The organism is Rhizobium sp. AB2/73 (assembly GCF_020871915.1).
GTDB classification, from domain to species: domain Bacteria; phylum Pseudomonadota; class Alphaproteobacteria; order Rhizobiales; family Rhizobiaceae; genus Rhizobium; species Rhizobium dioscoreae.
The window spans coordinates 472,054-485,364 of record NZ_CP067071.1; the positions used below are offsets into that span (position 1 = coordinate 472,054).

Here is a 13,311-nt window from a genome sequence, read left to right on the forward strand (position 1 = left end):
AGAGGCACAACATATTCAAGGCTAACTTCTTTTCATACGGAGCGCATCAAACCCGCTCAAGCTTCGCATGCGGCAGCGGCGGCAACTCGACGCGGATTTCGTCATCGGGCTGCACACGGCCGCCCCTCGAGACGATGCCCATGATGCCCGCCTTGCGGATCAGCCCGCCATCGGCATCCTTGTCGAGCACTGCATGCAGCAGGCCTTTCTGAAAATTTTCGATCTGCTTGCAGGGATTGCGCAAACCCGTCACTTCGACGATCGCTTTCGCGCCGATATGCAGGCGCGTGCCTTGCGGCAGGGAAAGCAGATCGATCCCTCGGGTGGCAATATTCTCGCCCATGTCGCCTGGCGAAACGGAGAAACCTTTTCCAGTAAGCTCGTCGAACAGCTCTTCCTGGATGAGGTGTACCTGGCGCAGATTCGGCTGGGTCGGATCGACCGCGACACGGGAACGGTGTTGCACCGTCACTCCCATGTGCGCATCGCCTTCGACGCCGAGCCCCGTTTGCAGCTGAATATAATCCTTGGTCTGCTTGCTGAACTCGTGAACGCCACTGCTGCTGACTGACGTCACATATATGCGCTTGTCGCCCATGCCGAACCCTTCCATAAACAATCTGGATCTTTATAGATTGGTATATACCAATTTCAAGGCGACACTATTGTGATGGTTGAGAAAAATCGACAGAGCCAAGGCGTAAGGGCAACGGGAGGCTGGGCGGCCGTAGCTGCGGAACTTAGAAACGCCATCGAAAAGGGCAGCCACGCCCCGGGTAGCCGCCTGCCCAGCGAGCGCGCTTTGTCCGAACAATTCGGTGTCTCCAGGGTAACGATGCGGCGCGCGATCACAGAGCTGGAAGGGGAGGGCCTGCTGCGCGTGGCACGCGGCAGCGGCGCCTATGTCCGCGCCGATATGCCCGTTCGTTTCCAATTGGGCGACAAGGTACGGTTCAGCAAGGACCTGACCGCGACGGATGCGAACCTCACGCGCAAGGTTGTCTCGGCCAGGGAAGTTCCGGCAATTGCCGATGTCGCCATGCGGCTCAATCTTCAGCCGGGCGAGGCGGTGCTGGAAATGTGCCTGATCGCCTATGCCGATGCGCTTCCCGTCTCTGTGGTCATGCGCAGCTGCTCGGCAAAGCGCTTCCCCGGCCTGGCGGAAACGTTCGCTGCAACGGGCTCATTCACGGCGGCGCTGAAGGATTATGACGTGGCTGACTATTGGCGACGCTCCACCGACATCACCGCGCGCATGCCGACAGAAGCCGAAGCCCGTCTGCTGCAGCAATCGCGCCTCGTGCCTGTGCTTGCCTATGCCGGCGAAGACATTGATGCCGATGGCACTGTCATTTCCTGTCAGATCGGCTGCTTCGCTTCGGAGCGGGTCGTCGTGACGGTTTGAGCCTCAGACCTTGAGGACCTTGCCCGGATTCATGATGCCTGCCGGATCGAAGGCTGTCTTGATCCGGCGCATCAGGTCGATCTCGATATCGGAGCGGATCGAAGCCAGTTCGTCGCGCTTCAGCTGGCCGATGCCATGCTCGGCGGAGATCGAGCCGCCATACTGCAGCACCAGCCCATGCACGATCTTGTTCATCTCGCGCCAGCGGCCGATGAACTCTTCCTTGTCGGCGCCGACGGGCTGCGAGATGTTGTAGTGAATATTGCCGTCGCCCATATGGCCGAAGGCGCAGACGCGCGCGCCCGGCATGGCGGCGACAACAGCCTTTTCGGCCTCCGCCATCAATTGCGGGATCTGCGCCACCGGCACGGAAACATCGTGCTTGATCGAGCCGCCTTCCGGCTTTTGTGCGTCCGACATGCTCTCGCGCATATGCCAGATGGCCTTCTGCTGGGCTTCCGAGCTGGCAATAGTCGCATCCTGGATCAGGCCAGCTTCATAGCCTTGCTCGAGCAGAGCCGTCATCATCCGCTCGGCGGTCTCCGCCGAATCCGAAGTGGAGATGTCGATCAGCACATACCAGGGATGCGCCGCTTCCAACGGATCGCGCACACCCGGAATGTGCCGCGTGGTAAACTCGACGCCGATGCGCGGCATCAGCTCGAAGCCAGTCAGCGCCGTGCCGCAGAGGCTGGAGGCATTCTTGAATAAAGTCAGCGCGTCATCGACCGATTCCAGGCCGGCAAAGGCGACCTGATGGCCGAGCGGCTGGGGAAAGAGTTTTAGCACCGCGCCGGTGATGACGCCGAGCGTGCCTTCCGCGCCGATAAAAAGATCGCGCAGGTCGTAGCCGGTATTGTCCTTCTTCAGACGGCGCAATCCGTTCCAGATCTCGCCCGTGGGCAGCACGACTTCGAGGCCGAGGCAGAGCTGGCGCATGTTGCCATAGGCAAGAACGGCCGTACCCCCGGCATTGGTGGAAAGATTACCGGCAATGCGGCAGGAGCCTTCGGAGCCAAGCGAAAGCGGAAACATGCGGCCATGCTCGGCCGCAGCCTTGTGAACATCGGCGAGAATGCAGCCACCGTCGACGATCATGGTGTTGCCGACCGGATCGATATCGCGGACGCGGTTCATGCGCTCCAGCGAGAGGATGATGTCGGAGCCGCCCTCGCGCGGCGTCTGCCCGCCGACAAGGCCGGTATTGCCGGTCTGCGGAACGATCGCCGTCCCGGTCTCGTTGGCAAGCTTGAGGATGGCCGAAACCTCTTCTACCGAGCCGGGCTTCAGCAGCATGGGCGAGGCTCCGTGATAGAGCCCGCGGTTCTCCACCAGATGCGGCGCAATTTCCGCCGGGTCCCGTACGGCGTGTTTCTCGCCGACGATGGCGGCGAAGCGATCGAGAAGGTCGGAAGAGGGGACGGAGCTGCTCATGGCGTGTCCTTTGCCGATGGCTGATTTATTCTCTGGGTGCGGCGGCGCGGCGCAGCCGGTCGTTGATGGCCTCGCCGAGGCCCTCGTCGGGAATATGCGAAAAGGCAATGGTCGCAGCACCCGTAGCATCGGCGCGCTTCATGAAATCGAAAAGGTTTGCGGCAGCTTCCGAAAGATCGCCGCTGGCGCTCAGATCCAGCACGGCAATGGCCTTTTCGCTGCCGGGAATATCAGGCGTCCCGAAGCGGATAAGCGCTTCGTTCGCGGATACTTCCGTCGCCTCGAGCCGCACGGCAGCGCCCGGCGCATAATGCGAAGCCATCATACCCGGTGCCTCGATGGCAGCCGAAGCCTTCTTCTTGCGCTTCAACGTCTTGCCGGCCACTCGTTCGATCTCGCTTGCCGCCAGCCCGCCGGGCCGCAGGAGACGCATCTCGCCATCCTCGACCTTGACGATGGTCGATTCCACGCCGACGACCGAGGCCCCGGCATCGAGGATGAGCGTGATCCGCTCCCCAAGGTCGTCACTCACATGATCGGCGCTTGTGGCGCTTATCTTGCCTGAAGTATTGGCGCTCGGCGCCGCAAGCGGTCTGTCGAAGGCGCGGATCAGATCGCCGGCAAAGCCCTGAGGCACGCGGATGCCCACCGTATCCAGCCCGGCGGTTGCCAGCGGATGGATGCCGCTGTCGGGTCTCAGCGGTAGCACCAGCGTCAGCGGGCCGGGCCAGAAAGCTTCCGCCAATTTACGGGAGATAGGATCGAAGATCGCATAGCGCTCGGCCATGGCGAGATCGCTCATATGGCAGATCAGTGGATTGAAGCGCGGACGGCCCTTCGTCTCATAGATCCGGGTAATGGCGGCTGGATTGGTAGCATCGGCGGCAAGACCATAGACCGTCTCCGTCGGCAGCCCGATCGGTAGACCCTCTGCGAGAGTCGCCGTCGCCACTTCTATTGCCGTTTGCGGATGTTCGAGAATGTCTATGTGTCGTGCCATGGCCTGCCTGCTTGCAGTTCAGGCCGTTTCTTATGCTCTTCGAGTTTTCGGATCAATCGTCAAAGCTGGCGAATGATGTCGCGAAGCTGCTCGTTGCGGGCGCCGAGCAACAGAACATTGCGGATGGCGATCTGCGGATCGTGGGTATGGAACAGGACGCCATTGCCTCTGACGTCGCGATTGATCGTCAGCTTCTTGTCTTCCGTGTCCTTGTCCGGGTGGATGGCGACGGCGAAATACATCCGCGAATATTTGAGGCTGATGTCTTCGAAGAAGTTCTCTTCCTGTCCGATGCGGGCGAAGAAATTGGCGATATAGAAGGCCCAGTTCACGTCTTCGTAATGCGCGAATTGCGTCCGCGCCGCGGTAACGTGACAATAGCCGAGATGCGGCGTGTCCTTTAGCGTGTGATGAAAGATGAGCTTCGGAAAGCGGATGGACTTGTGGAAGCTGTTGAGCCGGTCATGGGTCTTTTCGCCGGCATCCCTGAGCTTCTGTGCCGTGCGCACAGCTACCTGCTCATGGGTAAGATATTCCCGCTCTTCCGCCAGCCAATGTGGTCTGTTGCGGTTGATGCGGCCGGTGCGCAGGAATTCGCTGTAGCCCGTCGTCGATACCGGTGGCGCCGGTTCGGGCTCGGCGGGCTTCCCAGCGTCGAAATATCTGAGTTTGGCCATGCCGGATCTCGCTATAAAACTCTTTGGAGGACATGATGGATTACGGAGCTTGAGCCGAGCTTGATCGCGCCTGAGCCAAGACTACGGCTACCGACTCTGCAGGCGCTCTCCGCCGCCCACTTGTTCTCCTGATTAGCAGCTGTTCGCGGGCTTGTCGCAATCAGAATAAAGCGTCATTGGCAGAATGCAAATGCGATGCTCGGGCCACTTCTCGCGCGGGTGACTAAATAATTGAATCACCTTCCAATATTCTCACGACATGCAGCCGTCCCGGCGTCCCGTTTCGCCTGTCGTCAATTTCGGAGCCGATGTCGCATTGCAGCGCAGCGGCTGGCGGAGCCGGGAGCTATGATGCCCTTAATCTCAAGGTGCCGTCCGCTAGGGAGACGGAGAATTGGGAAGCCGGTCAAAATCCGGCGCTGCCCCCGCAACGGTGGTGGAGTGAGGCATGGCGGATAAAGCCACTGGGTCGATCGACCTGGGAAGGTGCCATGGGGCTCTGGAAACAGGGCCGCTCCAGAGCCCGGAAACCAGCCTTGGGCACATAGGTTTACTGACCGCGGCGGGTGGTCGGGACATTGCTTTTGGCCGCTCCCAATCGGCCACGCATGTCCTTTGCCCGCCTCCTGGTACTGCTAAGGATAGGCAAATGGACATCGGCAGCAAAGTTCTGCGGCAACTGAAGAACCACCGGACGGGTTTTAGCCTTGAGCAACCGTTCTACACCGATCCGGATTACTTCAAGCTCGATATGGAGACGATTTACTATCGCGACTGGCTGTTCATCGGCCATGATTGCGAAGTGCCGCGCGCGGGCAATTATTTCACCGTCCAGATCGGCGATTATCCCGTCGTCATCGTCCGCGGCCGCGATCAGGTCATCCGCGCCTTCCACAATAGCTGTCGCCATCGCGGCTCACGCGTCTGCACGACGGAGCGCGGCTCCTCGGCAAAGCTCGTCTGCCCCTATCACCAGTGGACCTACGAACTTGACGGTTCGCTGCTCTTTGCCCGCCAGATGGCGGAGGATTTCGACAAGAGCCAGTATTCGCTGAAGCCGGTTCACTGCGAAAGCGTCGGCGGCTACATCTTCATCTGCCTCGCGCAGAACGCTCCCGATTTCGCGCCGGTTCGCGCCACGATCGAGCCCTATATGGCGCCGCATCGCATCAGCGAAGCCAAGGTCGCCTTTCAGAGCACCATTATCGAAAAGGGCAACTGGAAGCTCGTCTGGGAAAACAACCGCGAATGCTACCATTGCGCGGCCAATCATCCCGAACTTTGCCGCACCTTCCCGGAAGCTCCGACCGTCACCGGCGTGCAGGGCGCGATGAACGACCCCGTTATCGCTGAACACTGGCAGCGCTGCGAAGCTGCCGGCCTGCCGAGCGAGTTCAAGATCTCGCCGGATGGACAGTTCCGCACGGCCCGCATGCCGCTGATCGAAGGTGCCGAGAGCTACACCATGTCCGGTCAGAATGCCGTCAGGCGGCCGCTCTCATCCGACGTGACGATCAACGGCATCGGCACCATGTTGCTGTTCCACTACCCGACGACATGGAACCACATGCTCGGCGACCACGCGATTTCCTTCCGTGTCCTGCCGATCAGCGCCGAGGAAACGGCCGTCACCACGAAGTGGCTCGTCCATAAGGATGCCGTCGAAGGTGTCGACTACAATCTGGAAGAGCTGACCCACGTCTGGACCGAAACCAACGATCAGGACCGCCGCATCGTCGAGGAAAATGCCTTCGGCATCCGCTCGCCGGCCTATGAGCCCGGTCCCTATTCGGAGGTCCATGAAGGGGGAGTCATGCAGTTCGTTGAATGGTACACGACGTTCATGATCAACCGGCTACAGGGCGACCAGGCCAAGCTGTCGGCGGTTGCCTGAGCATGAACATGACCGTCTCCCTTCCGCATCGCCACCTCGATCAGATGCAGCCCTGGAATGACAAGCAGCATGTGCTCGAATGCCTCTCGGTCACGCCCGAAGCGCCCGACGTGATGACCTTCACGTTCCGCTCCGACAAGGACAACTGGTTCCGCTATCTGCCGGGACAGTTCGTGACGCTGGAGCTGCCGACGGCTCCGGAGCCGGTCATGCGCACCTATACGCTGTCGTCGACGCCGTCGCGGCCCTTCTCCGTCGCCGTGACGGTAAAGGCGCAGAAGGACAGCATCGGCACGCGCTGGATGTTCGAGAACCTGAAACCGGGCATGCGCATCAAGGCTTTCGGCCCGCTCGGCGATTTCAGTCATGTCCGTCATCCCGGCGAGAAATATCTCTTCGTCTCGGCCGGCTCCGGGATCACGCCGATGATGTCGATGACGCGCTACATGTCCGACATTGCACCGCTGTCTGATATCACCTTCGTCAACTGCTCGCGCAGCCCGACGGACATCATCTTTCGCTCCGAGCTCGAATATCTCGCCCGCTTCATGCCGAACCTCAATCTCGGCTTCATCGTCGAAGGCTGCGGCCGCACCGATCTCTGGTCGGGATTGAAGGGCCGCATCGACAAGGCGAAGATCGGTCTGCTGGCGCCCGATTTCATGGATCGGACCATCTTCTGCTGCGGTCCGGAAGTCTTCATGGATGCCGTGCGTTCCATGCTGGAGGCGCATGGTTTTGACATGTCGCGCTATCATCAGGAAAGCTTCCAGCCGGCCAATGCGGCAACGCCGCTTGCAGAGGTCTCAGACGGTGCATCGGGCGAGGCGGCGACCACGATCCGTTTCACCATGGCGGGCAAGGAAGTGGCCTGCGCAGCGGGGCAAACCGTGCTTCAGGCGGCCCGTGGCGCCGGCGTGCGCATCGGCGCGGCCTGCGAATCCGGTCTTTGCGGCACATGCCGTGTCATGAAGCTCTCCGGTGAAGTCGAGATGAGCCATAATGGTGGCATCCTCGATGACGAGATCGACGAGGGCTACATCCTCGCCTGCTGCTCGCGTCCGAAGACGGATGTGCAGATCGAGGCGTAGAGCATATTCAGGTGCGAAGCGGTTTTCCGTCCGGAACGCGTAAACAAACAAGAAGATAGAGCGTTTTCGCGATTCGAGAAAAAGCGAAGATACTCTAGAAATCCTGGTAATTCAGCTCGTTGATCTCGACTGGCTTCGATTGCGGGGTCGATGCAGTGACGACTGGGTCGACGTCGGCCATGAGCGAAACGAGTGTCTGCCGCGGTCCGCTGCACATCTGTGCGAGCGCGATCGTCACGTCCGGCGCGGGCAGGGGTTTGGTCGGCAGGAGATCACCCTGCGGCCAGATCTTGGCAAGCTGGACCTTCGTTATCGGCACGACATTGACGTCGATATCGGTGAGCGTGCCCGGCACACGATAGGGGCAGCTTTTCTCCGAGCAATTGTCTGACGACGCAAACTGCCAGAGGGCATAATTGTCCCAGTTGCCGAGCGGGAAGGTGCCTTTCACGTCGGGCTTGTAGCGCGCATACCACAAGGGCAGCCGCGACAGCAGCGGATAGGTGCCGCGATGGTCGGCTATGTATCGCGCCGTGTTGTGATTGACGTAGAGAATGGGGTAGCGCCCGGTCCTGACCTTGATGTGGGCGACGTAGATCTGCGCGTCGTCCAGCGACATGAACTGCGTCGCGTCCATGCCGTCTATGTCGAGCACCATCAGCTCGTCCGCCTGCGGATCGGCATAGTCGAGAAAATGATTGGCCTGGTCGATCGGATTGCCAGGCCGCCCCAGATGATAGGCGCCCCATAACAGGCCATTCGTCTTTGCCAGCATGCGGCGGGTTTGAAAGAGCTCACGGCTGACTGCGTATTTGCGCCACATCGTCCTGCAATGGGCCACCGTATCGCCGCCATGGTCGCCTGCGCAACTGAAGCTTTCAGGAAGTCCGTCGGACGCCTTGGAGATGAAGCCGGCTATCCGTTTGTCCTGCAGAAACGCGTTCCAGTCGATGGTGTTCAGCTCGTAAGCATCGACAATCAGGGCGTTTTTCGGATCGCCCCAGGGCTGGCTTTCGCCGGCCGAAGGCTTGGAGACCGGCCCCATCAGGGCCAGGATCGTCAGCAAGCTGTAAATGAGGAGGTTACTCTTTCGGTATCCTTTCATGAAATAATAGTAAGGATTGCTGGTTAATCTTGGGTTAAGAAAGCAATCACTATAAATTCATCGTGGAGCCCCTCGTAACTCCTTAAATCGGTAGGGATTTGAGGAACTAAATAACGCGCTGCCGCGTTTCTCGCCGTCTATTCGGATATGCGACGAAGCCGGCGGCGAAACCTTGCTCGGGAAGCATTCCCGACATGAAACGCTATTGGCTTGAGTATCAAGTCGAACCAGGGAATGGAGATGAAAATGCTTGGTTTCCGTGCAAAAATCGCGACAGTCGCCTTAACGGCTGCCGTCGCCCTGACGAGCTTCACACCGTCTTTCGCCATGCAGATGCCGGCCGCACCGATTGTAAAACAGTCCGCGCCCACCCAGGCCGCGCCTGGCAATGTCGAACAGGTGCAGTGGCGCCATGGCGGTTACTACCGCCGCGGCTGGTATGGCGGCTATCGTGGTTATCGAGGGTATCGTCACGGCTATCGCTATCATGACGGCTATTGGTTCCCGCTGGCTGCCTTCGGCGCCGGTGCGCTGATCGGCGGCGCGATAGCCAGCCAGCCGCGTTACTATGCGCCGGCTCCGGCTCCGTCTGCGGGCATCAACCCGCGCCACGTCGCCTGGTGCGAGTCGCGCTATCGCTCCTATCGCGCTTACGACAATACGTTTCAGCCGAACTATGGTCCGCGCCGTCAGTGCTATTCGCCGTATTTCTAAGCGGCAATTTCAGAACGACAAGTGCCAGCCGTCCGGTTTTTCGCCGGGCGGCTTTTTGCATGATTCGACGTCAGAGAATATTGACCCGCTTGAGCAACCACCACGCCAGCAGCATGGAGGCGATGATGAAGCCAACCGCATATCCGGTGCCGCTTGCACCGCTCGCCAGCGGCAACCCTGATGTGTTCATCCCGAAGAAGCCGGTCACCAATGTCGGGGGCAGCAGAAACGCGGTCATGATCGACAGGATGTAGAGATGCCGATTGATCTCGGAGGCAAGCTTCGAATCGATCTCTTCGTGCAGCAGCCTCGCCCGTTCCTGCAGTGCATAGACGTCGTGCTCGACCGCTTCGAGGCGCCCCGTCAGCCGGCCGGCGACATCCTCGAAGCCGAGCGGCATTTCCTCATCGTCGGAGGCAGCGGCGTGGCGCATCAACGAGAGAACGGTCCGCAGATGGCGATGCAGGCGCACGATGGTCCTGCGGATGGGCGGCAGCTTGACACGCTCGTCGCGCGACGTATTGCCGTGGACGAAATCCTCGATGCCATTCAGCTCTTCGCTGATTTCGATGACGACGGAGATCAGGGTTCGTTGGAACTCGACGACGATCAGCTCGAAAATATCAACGGGATTGGAAAATCGTGCGGCGTTTTTTTCGATCAGCACCCGGGTCCGGTCCAGGCTGCGCAGCGGCTGCAGCCGGGTTGTTATCAGCAGGCGATCGGTCAGTGCGAAATGCAGCCAGCCGATGTCGTGGGTGTTGTGGGCAAAGTCGCGCTGGAAGTCGACCAATGTGCCGAAAAGCATCTGCTCGTCGACCGTAATCGTTGCATGTGTCTCATGCGTGGTCAGCGCTATGCGGGCGGCTTCGTTCAGCCCCGGCGCATCCTCGAGGAAGGCCGGCACCCGGGCATCCACGAGATTGAGATGCAGCCAGAGAAAGCCCTCGTCGCCGAACAGCCTCGAACGGTCGGTATCGTCAGATAGGCGCTCCGGCTTGGTTTCGCCGGGACGGAGACGGTATGCCCAGATAAAGCCTGGTATGGTGTTGGCTGACGTCAGCGTGTTCATGGGGGCATCGTTCGCATTGTCTGAACAGTTGCCTTAGTCTTCGTTCATGACGATTGTTTATGCAAGTCGCTGCTTTAGCGGAATAATCGCGGATTCCTGCAATTTGAGAAAAATTGACGTTTACGTAAAAATAAACTAGCTATAACCACAAATGGTCGATGGTTCCGGATGAGGCGGGCCATCGCCAGTATCGATCCGGAGGAAATCATCATGTACAAGGCGCCTGTCGAAGAAATCGCGTTCACCCTGAAACATGTCGCTGGCATGGAGCGCGCCATGGAAGAGGGCGTTCTCGGCGATCTCAGCACCGACCTTGTCGATGCCATCCTGTCGGAAGCCGGGCGTTTCGCCGGCGAGGAGGTGGAGCCGCTTGCCGAGAATGGCGACAAGCAAGGCGCAAGGCTGGCGGATGGCAAGGTGGTTCTTCCCGATGGCTGGGAGAAGCTCTACCGCGACTGGATCGCTGGCGGCTGGAATGGCCTGACCGCGCCCGAGGAGTTCGGTGGGCAGGGTCTGCCGCACATGCTGAACATCGCGACGCTGGAAATGTGGAATTCCGCTTCGATGGCCTTCGGCCTCGCGCCGACGCTGACCATGGGAGCGGTCGAAGCGCTGCGGGCTCACGGCAGCGGAGACCTCAAGAAGACATATCTGGCAAAGCTCGTCTCGGGCGAGTGGACGGGGACCATGAACCTGACGGAGCCGCATGCGGGTTCCGATGTCGGTGCTCTGCGCTCCCGCGCCGAACGCCGCGATGACGGCACCTATCGCATCTTCGGCCAGAAGATTTTCATCACCTGGGGCGATCACGAAGCGGCCGAGAACATCATCCATCTCGTTCTCGCCCGCCTTCCGGATGCGCCGGCCGGCACGCGCGGTATTTCGCTGTTTCTCGTGCCGAAATTCCTTGTGAATGAGGATGGTTCGCTCGGCGCCCGCAACGATCTTTTCGTGCATTCGCTGGAACATAAGCTCGGCATCCATGGTTCACCGACCTGTACGATGATCTATGGCGATGGCAAATATGGTGCGGAAAAGGGCGCCGTCGGCTGGCTTGTGGGCGAGGAGAACAAGGGCCTCGCCTGCATGTTCACGATGATGAACAATGCCAGATTGGCTGTCGGCATCCAGGGTGTCGCGATTGCCGAGGCCGCTACGCAGAAGGCCATCGCCTACGCCCGAGAGCGCACCCAGGGCCGCGCGCCGGGCACGGCCGTATCAGGCATGAGCCCCATCATCGAACATCCCGATGTCGCGCGTATGCTGCTGACGATGAAAGCCCTGACTCAAGGGGCGCGCGCGATCTGCTACGCCTGTGCACAGGCGATCGACATGTCACATCGCGATCCCGAGAGGGCAAAATATTGGCAGGAGCGTGCAGCATTGCTGACGCCTATCGCCAAATCCTTTTCCACCGATGCCGGCGTCGATGCCGCTTCACTTGGTATTCAGGTTCATGGCGGCATGGGCTTCATAGAAGAGACAGGTGCCGCGCGCCTGCTGCGGGATGCCCGTATCGCACCGATCTATGAAGGCACCAACGGCATCCAGGCGATCGATCTGGTGACGCGCAAGCTGACGATCGGCAATGGCAATCATGTGCGCGGCGTCATTGCCGAACTGCGTGAGATTGCCGATAGTGTCGCGAAATCCAATCTCGAAGGCTTCGGTGAAACGACGCCGCGGCTGCAGGCAGCCATTGCCGATCTCGAAAAGACGAGCGAATGGCTCCTGTCGAAACAGGCGGAAGGCGCCGTTGCCGAAGCTCTGGCGGGCGCCACGCCTTACCAGCGGCTTTTCGGCCTGGTGCTGACCGGCTCGTATCTGGCCAAGGGTGGCCTTGCCGATGCAGGCGACGGCGAAGGCGCCAAGCGCATAGCACTCTGCCGCTTCGCTGCCGAAAATCTTCTGGCCGAGACCGCCGCTCTCTCCGATCGGGTCATCGCCGGCGCATCCAGCCTCGAAGCCGCCCGCGCCGCACTAGCCTGAGGAAAAGCCATGACCGACCACATCCTGATCGAACGCCCCGAGACTGCGCCGCAGGTCCAGATCATCCGCTTCAACCGGCCGGAAAAGAAGAATGCCATCACGCTCGCCATGTATCAGACCATGACCGATGCGCTCAAGGCAGCGGAAGCTGCGCCGGATATCCGTGTCCACGTCTTTCTCGGCACCGAAGGCTGCTTTTCCGCCGGAAATGATCTGGCCGATTTCCTCGCCTTCGCCATGAGCGGCAATATGGGGCGCGAAGTCATTGATTTTCTCGTTGCACTGGCGAGCACAAAGAAGCCCGTCGTCTCCGGTGTCGATGGCCTGGCGATCGGCATCGGCACCACGATCCACCTTCATTGCGATTTGACTGTTGCTTCCGACCGCAGCCTGTTCAAGACACCCTTCGTCGATCTTGCGCTGGTTCCGGAAGCGGCTTCAAGCCTGCTTGCTCCGCGCGTGATGGGACATCAACGTGCCTCCGCCCTGCTTGCTCTCGGCGAAGGATTCTCCGCTTCCGAAGCGAAGGAGGCGGGCCTGATCTGGAAGGTAATGCCACCGGAAGCGTTGGAGACCGAAACTCTGTCGCTGGCGGCCAAACTCGCGGCCAAGCCACCCGAGGCGCTCCGGATCGCACGCGACCTCATGCGCGGTCCCCCGGATGCCGTCCTCGACCGCATCCAGAAAGAAGCCGAACATTTCGCCGCCCAGCTGAAAAGCGCCGAGGCCCGCGCGGCTTTCGAAGCCTTCATGAAGCGGTGAAGCTCACCCGCCCTCGTGCTTCGAGACGGCCCTTCGGGCCTCCTCAGCATGAAGGCTAATCTCTGGCGCATCTCGATCGTGAGCGACTCCGCCCGCATGGTGAGGTGCGAAGTCCAAATAACCTAGCCCTGAACCACGAGGGTCGGCCACCAAACTTCTGGCGAAGAG

General features: G+C 60.2%; 12 protein-coding genes and 1 riboswitch. Of the genes, 6 read left to right on the plus strand and 6 right to left on the minus strand.

The features are described from left to right. Positions 1 to 46 precede the first annotated feature (46 nt). On the minus strand, positions 47 to 598 hold the full coding sequence (locus I8E17_RS02375) for an MOSC domain-containing protein (RefSeq protein WP_069613712.1): 552 nt from the start codon (positions 596 to 598) through the stop codon (positions 47 to 49). A 72-nt stretch (positions 599 to 670) separates the two neighbouring features. On the opposite strand from I8E17_RS02375, the gene phnF reads away from it, so the two are divergent. Then, positions 671 to 1,405, plus strand: a complete 735-nt coding sequence (gene phnF / locus I8E17_RS02380) for a phosphonate metabolism transcriptional regulator PhnF (protein WP_069613713.1) — start codon at positions 671 to 673, stop codon at positions 1,403 to 1,405. A 3-nt stretch (positions 1,406 to 1,408) separates the two neighbouring features. Here the strand turns inward: phnF and I8E17_RS02385 are convergent, their stop codons facing one another. The 3 genes from I8E17_RS02385 to I8E17_RS02395 are packed head-to-tail and all read right to left on the minus strand — an operon-like array spanning position 1,409 to position 4,516. Next, positions 1,409 to 2,839, minus strand: a complete 1,431-nt coding sequence (locus I8E17_RS02385) for an FAD-binding oxidoreductase (RefSeq protein ID WP_069613714.1) — start codon at positions 2,837 to 2,839, stop codon at positions 1,409 to 1,411. A 25-nt stretch (positions 2,840 to 2,864) separates the two neighbouring features. Then, positions 2,865 to 3,839: an L-threonylcarbamoyladenylate synthase gene (locus tag I8E17_RS02390; RefSeq protein ID WP_069613715.1), complete on the minus strand. Its 975-nt coding sequence runs from the start codon at positions 3,837 to 3,839 to the stop codon at positions 2,865 to 2,867. Between the two features lie 59 nt (positions 3,840 to 3,898). Continuing rightward, positions 3,899 to 4,516: a DUF6656 family protein gene (locus I8E17_RS02395; RefSeq protein ID WP_069613716.1), complete on the minus strand. Its 618-nt coding sequence runs from the start codon at positions 4,514 to 4,516 to the stop codon at positions 3,899 to 3,901. A gap of 349 nt (positions 4,517 to 4,865) precedes the next feature. Continuing rightward, positions 4,866 to 5,070, plus strand: a riboswitch (cobalamin riboswitch). A gap of 95 nt (positions 5,071 to 5,165) precedes the next feature. On the opposite strand from I8E17_RS02395, the gene I8E17_RS02400 reads away from it, so the two are divergent. Next, positions 5,166 to 6,410, plus strand: coding sequence for an aromatic ring-hydroxylating dioxygenase subunit alpha (locus I8E17_RS02400; protein WP_069613717.1), 1,245 nt, complete (start codon positions 5,166 to 5,168; stop codon positions 6,408 to 6,410). A gap of 2 nt (positions 6,411 to 6,412) precedes the next feature. Beyond that, the gene (locus I8E17_RS02405) at positions 6,413 to 7,501 is read left to right on the plus strand and encodes a hybrid-cluster NAD(P)-dependent oxidoreductase (RefSeq protein ID WP_069613718.1); all 1,089 of its coding nucleotides are present in this window, start codon (positions 6,413 to 6,415) and stop codon (positions 7,499 to 7,501) included. Positions 7,502 to 7,595: 94 nt separating this feature from the next. Here I8E17_RS02405 and I8E17_RS02410 read toward each other — a convergent pair whose 3' ends face one another. After that, positions 7,596 to 8,546 (minus strand): GH25 family lysozyme, encoded by a 951-nt coding sequence (locus I8E17_RS02410; RefSeq protein WP_083258231.1) that lies wholly within the window; start codon positions 8,544 to 8,546, stop codon positions 7,596 to 7,598. 306 nt (positions 8,547 to 8,852) lie between these two features. Between I8E17_RS02410 and I8E17_RS02415 the strand changes: the two genes are divergently transcribed. Next, positions 8,853 to 9,320, plus strand: a complete 468-nt coding sequence (locus I8E17_RS02415) for a BA14K family protein (RefSeq protein ID WP_069613720.1) — start codon at positions 8,853 to 8,855, stop codon at positions 9,318 to 9,320. A 70-nt stretch (positions 9,321 to 9,390) separates the two neighbouring features. Here I8E17_RS02415 and I8E17_RS02420 read toward each other — a convergent pair whose 3' ends face one another. Next, positions 9,391 to 10,392, minus strand: a complete 1,002-nt coding sequence (locus I8E17_RS02420; protein WP_069613721.1) for a transporter — start codon at positions 10,390 to 10,392, stop codon at positions 9,391 to 9,393. 210 nt (positions 10,393 to 10,602) lie between these two features. Between I8E17_RS02420 and I8E17_RS02425 the strand changes: the two genes are divergently transcribed. Both I8E17_RS02425 and I8E17_RS02430 read left to right on the plus strand, forming a co-directional pair. Beyond that, positions 10,603 to 12,381: an acyl-CoA dehydrogenase gene (locus I8E17_RS02425; RefSeq protein ID WP_069613866.1), complete on the plus strand. Its 1,779-nt coding sequence runs from the start codon at positions 10,603 to 10,605 to the stop codon at positions 12,379 to 12,381. Positions 12,382 to 12,390: 9 nt separating this feature from the next. Then, positions 12,391 to 13,143: a crotonase/enoyl-CoA hydratase family protein gene (locus I8E17_RS02430; RefSeq protein ID WP_069613722.1), complete on the plus strand. Its 753-nt coding sequence runs from the start codon at positions 12,391 to 12,393 to the stop codon at positions 13,141 to 13,143. Positions 13,144 to 13,311: the final 168 nt, after the last annotated feature.

What these genes read in the sequence shown, in the direction of transcription:
- I8E17_RS02375 (WP_069613712.1), bottom strand. Translation starts at nt 598, where the DNA reads ATGGGCGACAAGCGCATATATGTGACGTCAGTCAGCAGCAGTGGCGTT.
- phnF (WP_069613713.1), top strand. Translation starts at nt 671, where the DNA reads ATGGTTGAGAAAAATCGACAGAGCCAAGGCGTAAGGGCAACGGGAGGC.
- I8E17_RS02385 (WP_069613714.1), bottom strand. Translation starts at nt 2,839, where the DNA reads ATGAGCAGCTCCGTCCCCTCTTCCGACCTTCTCGATCGCTTCGCCGCC.
- I8E17_RS02390 (WP_069613715.1), bottom strand. Translation starts at nt 3,839, where the DNA reads ATGGCACGACACATAGACATTCTCGAACATCCGCAAACGGCAATAGAA.
- I8E17_RS02395 (WP_069613716.1), bottom strand. Translation starts at nt 4,516, where the DNA reads ATGGCCAAACTCAGATATTTCGACGCTGGGAAGCCCGCCGAGCCCGAA.
- I8E17_RS02400 (WP_069613717.1), top strand. Translation starts at nt 5,166, where the DNA reads ATGGACATCGGCAGCAAAGTTCTGCGGCAACTGAAGAACCACCGGACG.
- I8E17_RS02405 (WP_069613718.1), top strand. Translation starts at nt 6,413, where the DNA reads ATGAACATGACCGTCTCCCTTCCGCATCGCCACCTCGATCAGATGCAG.
- I8E17_RS02410 (WP_083258231.1), bottom strand. Translation starts at nt 8,546, where the DNA reads ATGGGGCCGGTCTCCAAGCCTTCGGCCGGCGAAAGCCAGCCCTGGGGC.
- I8E17_RS02415 (WP_069613720.1), top strand. Translation starts at nt 8,853, where the DNA reads ATGCTTGGTTTCCGTGCAAAAATCGCGACAGTCGCCTTAACGGCTGCC.
- I8E17_RS02420 (WP_069613721.1), bottom strand. Translation starts at nt 10,392, where the DNA reads ATGAACACGCTGACGTCAGCCAACACCATACCAGGCTTTATCTGGGCA.
- I8E17_RS02425 (WP_069613866.1), top strand. Translation starts at nt 10,603, where the DNA reads ATGTACAAGGCGCCTGTCGAAGAAATCGCGTTCACCCTGAAACATGTC.
- I8E17_RS02430 (WP_069613722.1), top strand. Translation starts at nt 12,391, where the DNA reads ATGACCGACCACATCCTGATCGAACGCCCCGAGACTGCGCCGCAGGTC.